The sequence below is a fragment of the Nocardiopsis rhodophaea genome, assembly GCF_039530945.1.
Lineage (GTDB): Bacteria > Actinomycetota > Actinomycetes > Streptosporangiales > Streptosporangiaceae > Nocardiopsis_C > Nocardiopsis_C rhodophaea.
Genome location: NZ_BAAAPC010000016.1, coordinates 135892 through 151679, shown reverse-complemented (window position 1 = coordinate 151679; position 15788 = coordinate 135892). Strand labels below are relative to the sequence as shown.

Genomic DNA, 15788 nt, shown 5'->3' with positions numbered 1-15788 from the left:
GCGGTCCGGCACGGAGCGATCGTGTCGGAGGTGAGCCGGAGGGCCGCATTCGCTGAGGAGGGCCTCAGCATGGGCGTCCGGCTTCCCTACCGCGGGGGCACCAACCAGACCAATGAGCATGCCGCCCTGGGCACGTGAAAAAGGCGGTGGCCGGGTCCCTGGAGGATGGGGACCCGGCCACCGTTTTTTGCGTGGGGGTGGTCGGTGAGCGCGGCCGGACCCGAACCGGCCGCGCTTCAGCGCCTTACCGCACCAGCGCCGCGCATCCGCAGGACTCGGGAAAGACGGGGCCCGTCTCCGCTGGTAGCTCGGGGGCGGTGAACACGCGGGCGCCCGGAGTGGCGCCGCACAGGGCGTCGGCCGCGAGGATCACCGCGGCGGCCGTCCAGGTGCTGCGCTCCACCGGCCAGTTCTCGTCCTCGACGTACTGGTAGCCCGTCCAGTAGGCGCCGTCGTCCGGGTCGCGCAGGTGCTGGATGTCGGCGAGGAGACGTGTTCCCAGCTCCGTCTCTCCCATCGCCGCCAGCGCCAGCACCAGCTCGGAGGTCTCGGCACCGGTGACCCAGGGTTCGTCGCTCACGCACCGGATGCCCAACCCGGGAACCACGAACGTGTCCCAGCGCTCGTTGACGCGCTCCTTGGCCGCGGCGCCGCGCACGGCCCCGCCCAGGATGGGGTAGTACCAGTCCATCGAGTAGCGGCTGCGGTCGGCGAACACCGACTCGTGCTCGGCGACGAGGTGGCCGAGGTGGGCCGCTGCCAGCTCCCAGTCGGGCTGCGGCCGTCCGAGCCGGTCGCCCAGGGCGGCGGCGCACCGCAGCGCCTGGTGGATGCTGGCGCACGCGGTGAGCAGCGCGTGGTCGCCGGGCTGTCCCCCGGGGTCGCGCGCCCACTGGATCTCGCCGCGCTCGGTGCGCAGGCCCAGAACGAACTCGATGCCGCCGCGGACCACCGGCCACATCTTCTGGGCGAACGCCTCGTCGCCGGTGATGAGGAGGTGGTGCCAGACGCCAACCGCCGGGTAGGCGGCGTGGTTTGCCTCGCGGATCGGGTTGACGGCCTCGCCGTGGCGGAGCTTGGCCGGCCAGGAGCCGTCGATGTCCTGGACACCGGCCAGCCAGGCGTAGGCGCGGCGCGCGGCCTCCAGGTGGCCGGTGGCGGACAGCGCCATGGCGCACTCCACGTGGTCCCACACGTCCAGGTGCCCGCCGGGGAACCAGGGGATGGCGCCCTCGGGTGTCTGGGTGGACAGCAGGTACCCGGCGGAGCGGGCGATGTCGGCGGCGTCGAGCACGCCGGGCACAGCGGGTAGCCCGGGCGAGGCATCACTCATGCGTGGTCCCGAATCGTCGCGCCGTGGGCCGCGGAGGCCGCGGGGGAGGCGCCGTCGGATTCGCGCTCGGTGTCGAGCGGCTTGCGCAGGTACACGACGACGCTCTTGCCGATGACCGGGTTGAGCAGGCGCTCGGTGACGCGCGTGACCGCCGGGGCCTCCATCATGTCCCAGACCAGGAGCTTGTGGTACGCCTTGGCCAGCGGGTGGTCGTTGTTGTCGGTGCCCACCGCGCATTTGATCCACCAGTAGGGCGCGTGCAGCGCGTGCGCGTGGTGGTGGGGGCCGACCTGGAAGCCGGTGGCCTTGAGCTTGGCCTCCAGTTCGGCGCGGGTGTAGATGCGGATGTGGCCGCCCTCGTTGGTGTGGTAGTCCTCGGACAGCGCCCAGCAGACGCGCTCGGGGAGCCAGCTGGGGACGGTGACAGCGGCGATCCCGCCGGGCGTGAGCACCCGGTACAGCTCCTTCATGCCGAGCGTGTCGTGCGGGATGTGCTCGAAGATCTCGGACGCGATGACCCGGTCGAACGTGCCGTCGTCGAACGGCATGTCGAGCGCGTCGCCCTTGACCGTCTCGGCCTCAGTCCCGGCGGGGGCCTCGCCCTCGGCGCGCATGGCGGCGAACATGGTGGCGACGTCGGCGAGATCGTTCTCGTTCTGGTCGAAGGCCACGACGTCGGCGCCGCGGCGGTAGACCTCGAACGCGTGTCGGCCGCCACCGCAGCCGAGGTCGAGGACGCGGTTCCCCGGTCCGACGGGGAACAGGGTGAAGTCGACGGTGATCAGGGCGGGCTCCTTCGGGTCGTGCTGGTCACAGGCGTGAGGTCAGGCCGTTGGGGCGGGCCTGGGCGTCCTCGATCGTCTGGGCGTAGCGGTGGGCGGTGGCCTTGGCGACCGCCCGCCAGGTGAACCGTTCCTGGACGCGCTGCCAGGCGGCGGCGCCCATGCGCGTGCGCTCCGCGTCGTCGTCCAGAAGCGCGCCGATGGCGGAGGCCAGCTCCTCGGGGTCGCCGGGGGTGATGAGCCGCGCGGCGTCGCCGTCGTCCCCGACGACTTCGGGGATCGCCCCGGCGCGGCTGGCCACCAGCGGCGTCCCGCAGGCCATCGCCTCGACAGCGGGGAGCGAGAAGCCCTCGTAGAGGGAGGGGACGACGGCGACCTGGGCACTGGAGATGAGCCCGGCGAGTTCGGTGTCGTCGATCCCGCTGACGAAGGTGACCTGGTCGCGCAGGCTGAGCTCGTCGACGAGCTGGTCGGTGGGGCCGCCCGGCTTGGGCTTGCTGACGATGGTCACCGAGACCTCGCGCTCGGTGGCGAGCTTGGCGGCGGCCCGCAGAAGTGTGGCGACGCCTTTGAGGGGGCTGTCGGCGCTGGCCACGCAGACGAGGCGGCCGGGAACGCGGTCGACCTCGGGGCGCGGGTGGAAGTAGCGGGTGTCGACGCCGAGGGGCACGACGCCGATGGCGGAGTGGCGGACGCCGAACTCGCGGACGATGTCGTCAGCGGAGGACTGCGAGGGGACGAGGATGGGCTGGAGGCGGCGGGCCACGCGGCCCTGCATCCCGACGAAGCTGTACCAGCGCCGCTTGGACAGGCGCTGCCACCCGGTGGCCTGCTCGACCTCGATGCGGCGGTCCACGGTGATGGGGTGGTGGATGGTCGTGACCAGGGGGAAGCCGTTCGCCTGCAGCCCAAGCAGTCCGTAGCCGAGGGTCTGGTTGTCGTGCACGACGTCGAACTCGGAGCGCCGGCGGCGCAGCTCGCGGTGGGCGCGCAGGGAGAAGGTGAGCGGCTCGGGGAACCCGGCGGTCCACATCGTGCCGACTTCCAGGATGTCGATCCAGTCGCGCCACTGGGTGATCGGGGGCGCCTTGAACGGGTCGGCGTCGTTGTAGAGGTCCAGGCTCGGGAGCTTCTCCAGGATGACGCCCTCGTCGAGTTCGGGATAGGGCTGGCCGGAGAAGACGGTGACGCGGTGGCCGAGCGCGGCGAGCTCGCGGGAGAGGTGGCGTATGTAGACGCCCTGCCCACCGCAGTGCGGTTTGCTGCGGTAGGAGAGCAGGGCGACGCGCAGGGGACGTTCAGGATGCGGCATAGGTCCAACCCATCGGCAGGGGTGCGGGGTGAGTGTGGAGAGCTGTCGCTCGCGGAACTCCCGGTCGCGCGCCGGAGGCGAGGTGCTGCGGAGCGAGCGTCGGCGACGCGGTTCCGGCCGGCACGGTCAACAGTTCACCTCGTTCGTCGCTCGTGGACCCGCCTTTCTCGGGGGCACCCCCGCGGCGGTCCGTTTCGCTCGGGGCCGGCCTCGTCGACAGCCCGCTTCCCAGCGGCCAACCGCCGTTGACCCCCGCCACCCCTCAAGGGCGGGTCGTTCGGGCCGGAGCTGGGGCGCTCGCGATGTTACCGGCCAGTTTAATACCTGGCCGTCACTAGCGGATATTCAGTACGTGGATCTTATGACGGGACAAAACCCCGATGGTCGGTGGCCCGTGCGCCCGGCGACCGCGGGCGGAATGTGGTGCCGCCGACAGGGCGCCCGCGCCGGGGCCGCCGGATTCATGGCGGCCGGGTGGGGAACCGGTCGACCCGCGCGACTCACGTCAGTTCCAGCACGTCGGTGGCCACGAAGCCGTGGGCGGGGAGATCGGCTCCGGTGAAGGCCCGCGCCACCTGGTCGGCCGAGGTCCAGCAGCCGTCGGCGCGCAGGGTCGCGGCGACCGAGGGCGGGGACATGACGCCGATGACCCCGCCGTGCACGACGAACACCTGTCCGCTCACGTGGGCGGCGGCGGGGGAGGCGAGGTAGGCCACGAGTGGCGTGACGTGTTCCGGGGCCAGCGGGTCCGGTCCGGCGTCGGGGGCGGGGCCGAACACGTCGGACGTCATCGCGGTGCGGGCGCGGGGGCAGATCGCGTTGGCGGTGACGCCGTAGCGGCCGAGCCCCTGGGCGGAGGCGGTGGTCAGGGCCGCGATTCCGGCCTTGGCGGCCGCGTAGTTGGGCTGGCCCGGTGAGCCGAGGAGGAAGGACTCCGAGGCGGTGTTGAGGATGCGGCCGTAGACCGGGCCGCCGTCGCTCTTGGCCCGGGCCCGCCAATAGGAGGCGGCGGCGCGTGATGTGCTGAAGTGCCCCTTGAGGTGGACCCGGACGACCGCGTCCCACTCCTCCTCGGACATGTTGAACAGCATCCGGTCCCGGGTGATCCCGGCGTTGTTCACCAGGATGTCGAGCCGTCCGTAGCCCTCGACGGCGGCGTCGACCAGCTCCCGGCCGTGCCCGATGTCGGCGGTGTCGCCGGTAAGCGCCGTGGCCTGTCCTCCCTCCGCCCGGATTCCGGCGGCGACCTCCTCCACCTCGCCGCCGAGGTCGTTGAGGACGAGACGCGCGCCGAGCGCGGCCAGCGCCTGGGCGTGGGCGCGGCCCAGGCCCTGCCCGGCGCCGGTGATGACGGCCACCCTGCCGTCGAGGCTGGTGTCCGCGCCGCCCTGGCCGGCCCGGTGGGACCGGTCCGGCTGGTGGGAGGGGGTGGGACAGGGGTCGGTGGGTCCGGTTGTGCTCATCTGCGAGCTCCCGCCTGGCCGGTCGTTGGGTAGAACGCGTTCTAGTATGCGTCTCCGGGGGAGGTTCGGAAAGAAGGGTCTCGGAAACAAGAGTCGCGAAAAGGAGGGGTTCGAATGAGGAGGGGAACGCCGGGCGAACGGGTGCGACCCGCTCCCCTCCTTCTCACCCCCTGGTGGCCGGGGTGATGCTGGACGCCGTCCACTCCAGGACGCCCTCCGGCCGGGTGTGCCGGACCGCCTGTTCTCTTCGCTCCAGGGTGCGCAGGTGGGCCGCGGTCTCCGAGGCTGCCATCCGCCGGGCCAGGGCGTGCATGTCGGCCCAAGGGCGGCGCCACGGCAGCGCCGAGGCCAGCTCCCACAGCGTCGCGGGGTCCTCGCCCAGCGCTTTGGCAAGGAGGCCCAGCTTCTCCTCGTGGTGCGCGATGATCTCGGCCGCGCGCGGGCCGACCCCGGTGAACCGGTGCTCGTGCGCGGGCAGCACCTGCGTGGCGCCCAGCTCGCTCAGCCCGGCCAGGGAGTCCAGGAACGTGCTGAGGGGGTCGTGCTCCTCGTCGAAGGGGAACAGCCCGATGTGCGGCGTGATGCCGGGCAGGACATGGTCGCCGGTGAACAGGTGGTCGCCGTCCTCCAGGTGCAGGCAGATGTGGCCGGGGGAGTGACCGGGCGTCCACACCACCCGCAGCTTGCGGCCGGGCACGTCGACGAGCTCCCCGTCCACCAGCGGGCGGTCGGGCATCTGCGGCGGGTCCAGGCGTGGGTCCAGCCGCGCCCACAGGTCCACTTCCTCTTCGGTGGCCCCGGCCAGGCGGAGCTGGCGCACCTCCAGTTCGCGCTGTCCGCTGGCGCCCAGGGAATCGATGTGCCGCAGCAGGTCGATGTCGGCCTGGTGCATCGCGACCCAGGCCCCCGACGCTTCGCGCACGCGTCCGGCCAGCCCGGTGTGGTCGGGGTGGAAGTGGGTGACGACCACGCCGTGCACGTCGGCGACGCTCGACCCCATCTGCTCCAGACCGGCGCTCAGCGCCCGCCACGACTCCTCGTGCTCCCACCCGGCGTCCACCAGGACAGGCCCGCTCGGACTCTCCAGCGCGTAGACCAGGGTGTAGCCCAGGGGGTTGTCCGGGATCGGCACCCCAATGCTCCAGATCCCTCCGCCGAGGTCCTCCACCGGTGGCGTCTCCCGCATGTTCTCGCCCCTCTCCTCGCCCGCCGAGTGCGGGCGTCCGCCGGGTCCGTGCTCACTCGTGTGGTGTCCGGATTTAAACCGAATCGGATTCTAGAGTACGTACCGGCCGGTCAGAGAGAAGCGGCAGCCCCGGGGTAATCGGCGGACGCCACCTCCGGGTGCGTTAGTCGCGGCTCAGGATCAGGCCACTCGTCGGCACCCCTGTCCCCGCTGTGACCAGCACGTTGGCCACCTCCTCCACCTGGTTGGCCGCCGTTCCGCGTACCTGGCGCACCGCCTCGGCGATGCCGTTCATCCCGTGGATGTAGGCCTCGCCCAGCTGCCCGCCGTGGGTGTTGATCGGCAGTCGGCCGCCGATCTCCACGCCGCCCTCGGCGACGAAGTCGCGGGCCTCCCCGCGTCCGCAGAAGCCCAGTTCCTCCAACTGGACCAGGACGAAGGGGGTGAAGTGGTCGTAGAGCACCGCCGTCTGGATATCGCCCGGCGTGAGCCCGGAGCCGCGCCACAGCCCCTCGGCGACGATCCCCATCGCCGGAAGCCCCGCCATGTCGTCGGCCGGGCCGGTGGAGCCGTACGTGGAGTTGGTGGAGCTGTACGTGGAGCAGGACGAGTAGTACGACGTCATCATCATCTGATCCGGCGCCGACCCCTGCGCCGCCGCGGCGATGACCGCGGGCGGCTGCCGCAGGTGGCGGGCGCGCTGGGTACTCGTGACCACCACCGCGACACCCCCGTCGCTTTCCTGGCAGCAGTCGAACAGCCGCAGCGGCTCCACCACCCAGCGCGACGCCTGGTGGTCCTCCAGCGTGATCGGGCGACCGTGGAACCAGGCGTTCGGGTTGGTCGCGGCGTGCCTTCGCGCCGCCACCGCGACGCGGCCGAAGTCCTCGCTCGTGGCGCCGTAGACGTCCATGTAGCGGCGGGCGGACATGGCCACCCACCCGGCCGGGGTGAGCAGACCGAAGGGCACGTGCCAGCTCATCTCCAGCCCCTGCGACGTCGGTGCGCGCAGCGCCTTCGGGGTGACCTGACCGAAGCGCCGCCCGCTGCGCTCGTTGAACGCCCGGTAGGCCACGACGACCTCGGCCTGACCGGTGGCCACCGCCATGGCGGCCTGCGCGACCGTGCCGCACGCAGCGCCGCCGCCGTAGTCCACCCGGCTGAAGAAGCGCAGCGCCCCCGCGCCGATCTCCCGGGCGACGGCGATCTCGGCATTGGCGTCCTGGGTGAAGGTGACCATGCCGTCGACGTCGGCGGGGCGCAGACCGGCGTCGTCCAGCGCGGCGACCGCCGCCTCCGCGGCCAGCCGCAGCTCGCTCCGGCCGGAGTCCTTGGAGAACTCCGTGGCACCGATACCGGCGATCGAGGCCGCGCGCGCCAGGGACATCAGCTTTCCTCCCCGGCGTCGTCCACGGCCGGATCGCCCGCGTCGGGCATGTCGACGACGACCGTCCCCGTGACGTGGGTCCCGATGGTGTTAGTCCCGCGTATGGCCACGGTCGCCCGCGCCCCTTCCCGTTCGGTCACCGCCCCGGCGAGGGAGAAGGTGTCCCCGGCGTGGTTGGGCACGCCGAGCCGGATGGCGATGGAGCGCACGCGCGCCGCGGGCCCGGCCCAGTCGGTGACGCAGCGCTCCACGAGTCCCTGCGTGGTCAGGATGTTCATGAAGATGTCGGGCGACCCTTGGGCGCGCGCCCGGTCGGGGTCGTGGTGGATGTCCTGGAAGTCGCGGGTGGCCAGGGCCTGGGCGATGATCGACGTCCGCGTCATCGCCAGTTCCAGGGTGGGCAGCGTGCTCGCGGAGGGATCCTCCGGTCCGGCGGAGTTCTCCAAAGGCCGCCACTGGGGCAGGACCAGGTCCTCGTCGACCCGTTCGAAGTCCACCCGGACCGGCATCCCCGCGTGGACGCGCTCGGGAGCGATGCCCAGGATGTTGCCGACCATCCGCACCCCTTCGGGGAGCTCCACGACCGCCACCACGTAGGGCGATGTCCGGCCGGGCACGGTCGGATGGTGGTGAACGACGTGGCTGAAGACCCGCCCGGTACCCGCGGCCACGACGTGCTCCCGGGCGGTGGAGTGGCAGGACGGGCACATCGGGCCGGGCGGGTGGCGCAGGCGGCCGCAGTCGGCGCACCGCTGGATGCGGAGCTCGCCGACGAGGGCCCCGTCCCAGAAGAAGTGGGTGTCGACGTTGCGGGCGGGCCGCAGGGGATAGCCCGCCGGCTCGGCGGCGGACGCCGAGACACGGGAGCCGGTGGAGTCGGTCGAGTCGGGGGCGGCGGGGCGGGTGGCCGTGGCGGGACGGTCCTTGGCCGCCTCGCGTTTCGGTGGCTGGAACTTCAGCACTCGGAAGAGCATCCGCCCGACGCGCTCGTCCCCGCTGTACCAGGTCGTGTGCCAGGTGAGGAAGTATCCGGTACCCAGGGCGGTCCGCTTGGGCCCGGTCAGGTCGCCGAAGCGTGTCGTCAGCCGGAGCCGCTCCCCCGGGCGCAGATAGCGGTCGTAGCTCTGTTCGCAGTTGGTCGCGACCACGCCCGCGTAACCGCCCGCCGCGAAGCAGGCGAGGAGATCATCGACCGCGCTCTCGGGGCGCTCGGCGCCGTCGTCCGGCCCGTTGCTCTCCGCGGGGTCCCGGTATCCGCGCATCGTCCACACCTGGAGCATGGCGGGGGGCGCCACGAGACCGTCGTGCCCCGCCCGGCACGCGGCCTGTTCGTCCAGGTAGACGGGGTTTGCATCGCCCATCGCCCGCACCCAGTGGCGGACCATGGGCGTATTGACCGGGTCCGGTGCCGTGCCGCCGTCCACCTCCCCGCGTTCGCGGGCGGCGGCGGCCAGCTCCAGCAGTCGGGCGTGGAACGCGTCGTCCACTGTGTCCACTGTGCTGTCAACGGTCACGGGGAGAATGTCCTTTCCGCTGGCGCGCGCCTAGCGCGGCGCGCGGGGGAGGCCCAGGCCGAGGGTGGCGATCAGTTCGCGCTGCACCTCGTTGACGCCGCCGCCGAATGTCATCACCAGGGCTCCCTTGGCGGCGGAGTCGAGGCGGGCGAGCAGGTCCCGGGTCCGGGGGTCGGCGGGGTCGCCGTAGCGCGACACGGTGTCGGCGATGATCCGCGGCACCTCCTGCAGCCGTTCCGATCCATAGATCTTGTTCGCCGACGCGTCGGCGGCGCCGAGCCAGCCGGTGTCGATGGTCGATGCGACCTGCCAGTTCAGCAGCTCGTTGACGCGCAGATATGCGTAGACGCGGCCGAGGGCGCGCCGCACGGCCGGCTCGTCGACCAGCGGTCGGCCGTCCGCGCTGCCGGGGAGGGGCGTCGACCGCGCCCAGTCCAGGAACCGGTCGTAGAGGTGCCCGATGTTGCCGGAGGGGCCGAGCGTGAGCCGCTCGTGGTTGAGCTGGTCGGTGATGAGCCGCCAGCCGCGGTTCAGCTCGCCGACGAGACGGTCGGCGGGCACGTGCACATCGGAGTAATAGGTGGTGTTGGTGTGGTGGTGGCCGTCGGCGGTGACGATGGGGGTCCAGGAGAAGCCGGGCGCGGCCGTATCGGCGATCAGGATCGAGATGCCCTTGTGCTTGGGGGCGCCGGGGTCGGTGCGTGCGGCCAGCCAGATGTGGTCGGCGAGGTGGGCTCCGGATGTGTAGATCTTCTGCCCGTTGACGAGGAAGTCGCCGGAGTCGGTGCGCACGGCGGTGGTGCGCAGCGACGCCAGGTCGGTTCCGGCCTCGGGCTCGGTGTAGCCGATGGCGAAGTGGGTCTCGCCGGACAGGATGCCCGGCAGGAAGCGCCGCTTCTGCTCGGGCGTGCCGTGGTGGAGCAGGGCCGGGCCGACGGTCTGCAGGGTGACCAGCGGGTAGGGCACTTCGGCGCGGGTCACCTCGTTGACGAAGATCTGCTGTTCCACGGCGCCGAACCCGCGGCCGCCGTACTCGGAGGGCCAGCCCCAGCCGAGCATGCCGTCGCTTCCCATGCGGCGGATGACCCGCTTGTAGACGGCCGGGTCGGTGGGGTGCGCGCGCTCCTGCGGGGTCATGACGGTGGAGAGGTAGGCGCGCAGGTGGTCCCGGAGTTCGCGCTGCTCCCCGGTGAGATCGATGAACATGTGGGGGCTCCAGGGGTCCTTAGTCGCGGGCGTGGACGGGGTGGACGTGGACGGGAGCGCCGAGGGCCGCCAGGCGGCCGAGCGCGTCGAGCTGCGTCTCCGGCCCGCCGAGAACCGCCGAGGCCCACTTTCCGATGGAGAAATGTCGATGCAGGGGGTACGTGACGTCCACCCCGAGGCCGCCGTGCAGGTGCTGCGCGGTGTAGAAGGCGTCCAGGACCTGGTCGGTGATGAGGAGGGCGGCGGCGGCCAGCACGTGGTCGGTGTCGTCCTCCGCCGCCGTCGCTGCGGCGGATGGCGCGTCGATGCCCGCGCCCGCGCGCCGGTTCGGCGCTCCGCTCGTGGCCAGCCGCCAGACCCCGGCCCACATCGCCGCGTCCAGGGCGCGGGCCGCCACGTAGATGTCGCCGACCTTCATGGTGACGGCCTGGAGTTCGGCCAGGGCGCGGCCGAACTGGCGCCGGGTCTTGACGTGCTCGGTGGTGAGCTCCAGCGCACCGGTGAGGGCGCCGGAGACGGTCGCGGCGAGTCCGGCCAGGGCACAGCGGTGCAGGGTGCGCGCTGCCGCACCGGTGGTATCCCCGCCGAGCAGAGCGGTGACCGGGACCCGCACGCCGTCCAGGCCGGTTCCGTAGGCCGGGTCGGGTGTTCCCGCGGGCTGCGGGGGGCGGCTGAGTCCGGGGGCGTCGCCGGGGACGAGGAGGACGCCGACCCCGCCGTCGTCCAGCCGCGCCGGAATCAGGAGGGTGTGCGCCGCGGTGGCGTACGGGACGGACGTCGTCACGCCGTGCAGGAGGTAGTCGCTGCCCTGGCGGCGGGCGGTCGTCGCCGGATCGGTGATGGCACCGTCGGCGCGGCCCGGCGCGCCCAGGGGTGCCGCCAGGATGTGGTCGCCGGTCACGACGGGGGCGAGTGCCGCGCGCTGGTCCGGCGTGCCGCACAGTGCCACCGGCAGCGCCCCGAGTGCGAGCGTGGCGAAGGCGGGGACCCGGGACGTGCGGGCCCCGACCTCCCGCAGCACCACGGCCACCTCGACCGGGCCCGGCCCGGTCCCTCCCTGGTCTTCTCCGACGGCGGTCCCCAGCAGTCCGGCCTGTGCCATGGCCTTCCAGGTCGCCGTGTCGAACGGTGCCTCGGCGGGGGCGTCCCGCGCCCCGCTCTGGGTCGCGCGCGCGAGGACGTCGGCCGCCAGTGCGCGCAGGTCCTGCTGGTCGCGGTCGAGGGAGTAGTCCACGGTGCACTCCGCTGGTCGCCGTCGATGCCCAACCCTGCCCACTCAGTAGAACAGATTCTATTAAGACGCGCCAGAGGCCTGGATGGTGTGTGTTTCCGGTCTCTTTACCGCCGTGGACATCGCCCGATGAGGCCTTATCCACAGTTGTCTAATGATGAAGTCCTAGGTGATCCTTGGATAACGTGTTCTCATAGAAGTCCGGCCGGGCGTTAGCGGATGGCGTCCGGGTGACGGGGGAGTGGCCGACACGGCCGGTGCGGTCGTGCCAGGGTCCACGCGGGGCGGATGCGCCCGCGACGACGATGATGGGAGTAACGCCGTGGCGGTCCAGGCGCCGATTGGGATGCGGATGCGGAATCAGAACCAGCGCCGCAAGCGGATCGTTCAGACGGCGGCAGCCCTGGCGCTGCGCGGCGGCGTCGAAGCCATGCAGATGCGGACGGTGGCCGAACGCGCCGGTGTCGCGCTGGGCACGCTCTACCGCTACTTTCCATCGAAGATGGATCTGGTCGTCGCGGTGGTCACCGAGGAGCTGGACCTCTTGGAGACCAGCATCAGCCGTCGCCCGCCGAACGCCGAGACCGCCGCGGGGCGCGCCGTTGACGTGCTGATGCGCGCCACTCGGGGCCTGATGCGCGAACCGGAGCTGGCCGACGCGCTGGTTCGCTCGCTGATCATGGCGGAGGTCAAGACCGAGCTGGGCGCGCGCATCACCGACCTGCTCTACCGGGTGGCCACGGGGACTCCGGTCGCCGGGAATGAGGAAAGCGCGCCGCCCGACCGCGACGCCGACGACTACGTCCTCGTCGGGTCGCTGGCGAGTATCTGGATCTTCGAACTGCTGGAGATCCTCAAGGGGCACCGCGACATGGAGCAGGTGCAGCAGCGCCTGGAAGTCGCGGCGGAACCCCTGCTCGCGGGCTTCTGAGCGGTGCCCGTCGGCCCGTGCGCCTCCGGCGCGCGGGTGTTGTGGATCACCCGAAACCCGTCGCTCGGGCGGGCGATACGTGAACACCGCGTGTGGGCTTTCACGCCGCTATGCCGGGTTCCCACCCCTTCCCCCCAAAAATAGAACGCGTTATAGTCTGCTCTTCGAGCGCGCACTTTACCCAGCGGCACGCGGCGCCAGGAGGCGGCATGGCGACCCCCGTCATCGTCGAAGCGGTCCGGACCCCCATCGGCAAGCGGCGCGGCGCGTTATCCGAGATCAAGCCCATGGCCCTGCTGGCCCACGTGCAGCGCGCCGTGGTGGAGCGGGCGGGGATCGACCCGCATGAGGTCGGCCAGGTCGTCGCCGGATGTGTCACCCAGGGCGGCGAGCAGGGGAACCATATCGGCCGCCACGCCTGGCTGTACGCCGGACTGCCCTGGCAGGTCGGGGTCACCACGCTCGACGCGCAATGCGGCTCCAGCCAGCAGGCCCTGCACATCGCGGCGGCGCTGATCCAGGCCGGCGCCGCCGACACCGCGGTCGCCTGCGGAGTCGAGGCGATGAGCCGCGTCCCGCTGGGCCGCAGCGTCTACCCCGACGACCCCCGCCCCCCTGACTGGTCCCTCGACCTTCCCGACCAGTTCACCGCCGCCGAACGCATCGCCCACCGCCGCGGACTGACCCGCCGCGACCTCGACGACTGGGGGGTCCGCTCCCAGGGCCGCGCCCTGACGGCATGGGACGAGGGGCGCTTCGACCGCGAGATCGTGCCGGTACCCCTCGCGGCGGCCGCGGAGCCGTCCGCCGACCATGGCGGCTCACCCCCGCGCGCCGATGGAGACGGCACCATCACGCGCGACGAGGGCCTGCGCCCGACCACCTCCGAGGGCCTGGCCGCCCTGCGCCCCGTCGCCGACAAAGCGCTGCACACGGCCGGTACGTCCGCCCAGATCTCCGACGGCGCCGCCGCGGTGCTGCTGACCAGCGAGGAGCGTGCGCGTTCCAGGGGCCTGCCCGCCCGCGCACGGCTTCGCGCCCAGGTCCTGACCGGGGCGGAGCCCCACTACCACCTCGACGGCCCGATCCGCGCGACCGCGCAGGCACTGGCGGCCGCGGGCATGACGCTGGGCGACATCGACCTCGTCGAGGTGAACGAGGCGTTCGCCGCCGTCGTCCTGTCGTGGTGCCGGCAGCACCGCCCGGACCCGGACCGGGTGAACGTCAACGGCGGGGCCATCGCCCTGGGCCATCCCGTGGGCGCCACCGGCGCCCGGCTCGTCACGACCGCCCTCCACGAACTCGAACGCCGCGGCGCCGCGACCGCACTGGTGACGATGTGCGCCGGCGGCGCGCTCGCGACCGCGAGTGTGCTGGAACGCGCGTCCTGATTGGGCTGGCCCCCACTGCGGCGAGGGAGTAGCCGCCCCATGCCGACGCCGTGTCGAGCGGGCCGCGGCCGCGGGAACGCGGGCGGCCGGTCACGGTCCGCGCGACGTACCCGGCGGTGACGGTTGCGCCATCGTGCCGCGGGCACACCGGTCAGCCCAGGAAGTTCCTCAGGTCGTCGAAGAACTTCGCCATAGTGCCGCCGCCGGAGCCGTCGTCACCGTCGCCGCCCTTGCCGCTGTCCTCCTTCGTCGGGGTCCCGTCTTCGGGAGGGCTCGGGCTGGCGGAGACGCTGGGCGAGGCCGTGGGGTCCGGATCCGTTCGGTCGTCACCGCGTTTCGCGCCACCTTCCCGCTGGTCGGCGGCCTCGGTACCGCTGTCCGCGCCGACGGCCGGCCCTGCCGGGTTGCCCTGCGGCGCGCCGCCTCCCGAGCCGCCCGGCGCGGGACCCGCGGCCCTGCCGCCGCCCGTGCCGCTGATCGTGCCGCCGACGCCGGGGTCGTCCTCGGCGGTCAGCTCATCGGTCAGCGGTGCCGGTGACGGCAGGCCGGGGGGACCCGGGTCGGTGATGGTGTCGCCGGGGTCGCCGTTCATGAAGACGGCGCTCGCCGACAGCAGGACCGAAGCGGCCACGGTGACCAGGCCGGAGATGGCGGACGCGGGCCAGCGGCGCCGCTTGTTCTCCGGCGCTCTTTTGTCCTTGCGGGCGTTGGGGGAACGGCCGTCCTCCTTGCGTGGCGGCCGGGTCGGCTTGGCGACCGGTTCGGTGGCCGAGATCCGATCGACGTCGCGGGTGGTGATCCGGTCGCGGGGAAGCTTCCGGGGTTCGCGGCGCTGCGCGGATCCGCGCGCGGTGTCACGTGGTGCCCCCGGCTTCGCGGCCTTCCGGGCGGAGGCCCCTTTCGGTGCCTCCTGCCCGCGCTTCTCGTTTCCTTTGCGCCGTCGCGCGGCGGGGCGGTGGGCCGCGGTGCGGCGTCCCGCCGTCGTGCCGCTTGGCGTGCGCGCCCCGGAGGAAGCGGAGGCCGCGGCGGGGGCGGGCGTGCCGGAGGAGGACGCCGCGGCCTTGGGCTCGGCCCGCTCGCGGTGCTGGGGGAAGCCGTCGGTGGTCAGCGGGCGAAGTTCGGCGGCGGCCCGGCGTCGCCGTTCCGCCCGCTCCTCGCTGGTGCACGCCTCCAGGATCTCTTCGCGCAGGTCCGCGGGGGGACCGGGCGGTTCGAGTACGGCTAGGAGCCGGGCGACGTCGGACGGTGTCCAGGCGGGTCTGTCTCCGCCGCTCTGGGCGGATCTGCCCCGCGAGGCGTCACTGATGTTGGCCGCCGGGGTGTCGGTGGAGCCAGTGGCCATGGCGTCGGCGGACAGGACCATGTCGACGACGGATCCCGGCGCCTTGGCGAACTCGGACAGGACGTCGGCGGCCCGGCGGACGGCCGCGCGGCACAGCTCCCCCGCGATGTCGGTGTCGAGGCTGAGCACCTTGGCGATCTCGGAGACGGGGAGCGCGTGCCGCAGGTGCAGTTCGAGCAGCTCGCGGTGGCTGGGGGGCAGGCGGCGGGCCACCTCCACGGCCGGGCGCTCGACCGGGACCGTGGCCAGGTCGGCGAGGGGCGAGCGGGTGGCGAACCCCTGCCGCTGGCTCGCGGCCCGTGCCAGGGAGAACAGCCACGGCCGAAAGAGGGTGCGGTCGCCCAGTTCGTCGATGAGCTCGGCCGCGGCGAGGAACGTCTGCCGCACGGCCGTGGCCGCGGGCTCCTCGGCAGTGCCGCCGTCGGCGTCCGTGTTCTTCTCGCCGTGCGTCCAGTGCGCGGGCTCCACAAGCGACCAGCAGTAGCGGTAGAGCCGCGGGGCGAAGGTGTCATAGCAGCGGTCGAATCCGCGCCCCTCGCGCAGCAACACAGCGAAGTCCGGATCGGACCCCTCTCCCCGTCGCTGCTCGGCCTCGCTTCGCGTCGTCACTTCCCCTCCTTGAGTGCGACACCGTCCCCGGCGGACCCCTGAATTTGAGACCAGGAAATAGCGCCTGAGTTGTCCGGATGACGCTAACGACGCGGGAACGG

At 72.6% G+C, this 15788-nt stretch carries 12 protein-coding genes; 2 read left to right on the top strand and 10 right to left on the bottom strand.

What is annotated here, in order from left to right; translation table 11 throughout:
* Positions 1–244: 244 nt before the first annotated feature.
* The 9 genes from ABD259_RS18275 to ABD259_RS18235 form a co-directional block, all read right to left on the bottom strand.
* Complete coding sequence (locus ABD259_RS18275; protein WP_344164125.1) at positions 245–1333, bottom strand: prenyltransferase; 1089 nt, start codon at positions 1331–1333, stop codon at positions 245–247.
* Positions 1330–2118 carry a class I SAM-dependent methyltransferase gene (locus ABD259_RS18270; protein ID WP_344106531.1) on the bottom strand — a complete coding sequence of 263 codons (789 nt, stop codon included), beginning with the start codon at positions 2116–2118 and terminating at the stop codon, positions 1330–1332. Before ABD259_RS18270 ends, ABD259_RS18275 begins: the two co-directional genes overlap by 4 nt.
* Before the next feature lie 25 nt (positions 2119–2143).
* Positions 2144–3427 (bottom strand): glycosyltransferase family 4 protein, encoded by a 1284-nt coding sequence (locus ABD259_RS18265; RefSeq protein ID WP_344106396.1) that lies wholly within the window; start codon positions 3425–3427, stop codon positions 2144–2146.
* 500 nt (positions 3428–3927) lie between these two features.
* Entirely contained in the window at positions 3928–4890 is a 963-nt protein-coding gene (locus tag ABD259_RS18260; protein WP_344106398.1) for an SDR family NAD(P)-dependent oxidoreductase, read from the bottom strand.
* A gap of 163 nt (positions 4891–5053) precedes the next feature.
* Positions 5054–6076, bottom strand: a complete 1023-nt coding sequence (locus ABD259_RS18255) for an MBL fold metallo-hydrolase (RefSeq protein ID WP_344164123.1) — start codon at positions 6074–6076, stop codon at positions 5054–5056.
* 163 nt (positions 6077–6239) lie between these two features.
* Entirely contained in the window at positions 6240–7463 is a 1224-nt protein-coding gene (locus tag ABD259_RS18250; protein WP_344164120.1) for a lipid-transfer protein, read from the bottom strand.
* Complete coding sequence (locus ABD259_RS18245) at positions 7463–8977, bottom strand: OB-fold domain-containing protein (RefSeq protein ID WP_344164117.1); 1515 nt, start codon at positions 8975–8977, stop codon at positions 7463–7465. The genes ABD259_RS18250 and ABD259_RS18245 overlap by 1 nt, the downstream gene beginning before the upstream one ends.
* Positions 8978–9007: 30 nt before the next feature.
* A complete protein-coding gene (locus ABD259_RS18240; protein WP_344106407.1) occupies positions 9008–10183 on the bottom strand; it encodes an acyl-CoA dehydrogenase family protein in 1176 nt (391 codons plus the stop codon).
* A 19-nt stretch (positions 10184–10202) separates the two neighbouring features.
* Positions 10203–11417, bottom strand: coding sequence for an acyl-CoA dehydrogenase family protein (locus tag ABD259_RS18235; RefSeq protein WP_344106410.1), 1215 nt, complete (start codon positions 11415–11417; stop codon positions 10203–10205).
* 343 nt (positions 11418–11760) lie between these two features.
* Between ABD259_RS18235 and ABD259_RS18230 the strand changes: the two genes are divergently transcribed.
* Both ABD259_RS18230 and ABD259_RS18225 read left to right on the top strand, forming a co-directional pair.
* Positions 11761–12345 carry a TetR family transcriptional regulator gene (locus ABD259_RS18230; protein ID WP_344106412.1) on the top strand — a complete coding sequence of 195 codons (585 nt, stop codon included), beginning with the start codon at positions 11761–11763 and terminating at the stop codon, positions 12343–12345.
* 209 nt (positions 12346–12554) lie between these two features.
* A complete protein-coding gene (locus ABD259_RS18225; protein WP_344164114.1) occupies positions 12555–13736 on the top strand; it encodes a steroid 3-ketoacyl-CoA thiolase in 1182 nt (393 codons plus the stop codon).
* A gap of 151 nt (positions 13737–13887) precedes the next feature.
* Here the strand turns inward: ABD259_RS18225 and ABD259_RS18220 are convergent, their stop codons facing one another.
* Positions 13888–15687, bottom strand: coding sequence for an RNA polymerase sigma factor (locus ABD259_RS18220; RefSeq protein WP_344164112.1), 1800 nt, complete (start codon positions 15685–15687; stop codon positions 13888–13890).
* Positions 15688–15788 lie beyond the last annotated feature (101 nt).

Excerpts from the sequence above, each read along its gene's own strand:
- ABD259_RS18275 (WP_344164125.1), bottom strand. The coding sequence starts at position 1,333 with ATGAGTGATGCCTCGCCCGGGCTACCCGCTGTGCCCGGCGTGCTCGAC.
- ABD259_RS18265 (WP_344106396.1), bottom strand. The coding sequence starts at position 3,427 with ATGCCGCATCCTGAACGTCCCCTGCGCGTCGCCCTGCTCTCCTACCGC.
- ABD259_RS18260 (WP_344106398.1), bottom strand. The coding sequence starts at position 4,890 with ATGAGCACAACCGGACCCACCGACCCCTGTCCCACCCCCTCCCACCAG.
- ABD259_RS18255 (WP_344164123.1), bottom strand. The coding sequence starts at position 6,076 with ATGCGGGAGACGCCACCGGTGGAGGACCTCGGCGGAGGGATCTGGAGC.
- ABD259_RS18250 (WP_344164120.1), bottom strand. The coding sequence starts at position 7,463 with ATGTCCCTGGCGCGCGCGGCCTCGATCGCCGGTATCGGTGCCACGGAG.
- ABD259_RS18240 (WP_344106407.1), bottom strand. The coding sequence starts at position 10,183 with ATGTTCATCGATCTCACCGGGGAGCAGCGCGAACTCCGGGACCACCTG.
- ABD259_RS18230 (WP_344106412.1), top strand. The coding sequence starts at position 11,761 with ATGCGGATGCGGAATCAGAACCAGCGCCGCAAGCGGATCGTTCAGACG.
- ABD259_RS18225 (WP_344164114.1), top strand. The coding sequence starts at position 12,555 with ATGGCGACCCCCGTCATCGTCGAAGCGGTCCGGACCCCCATCGGCAAG.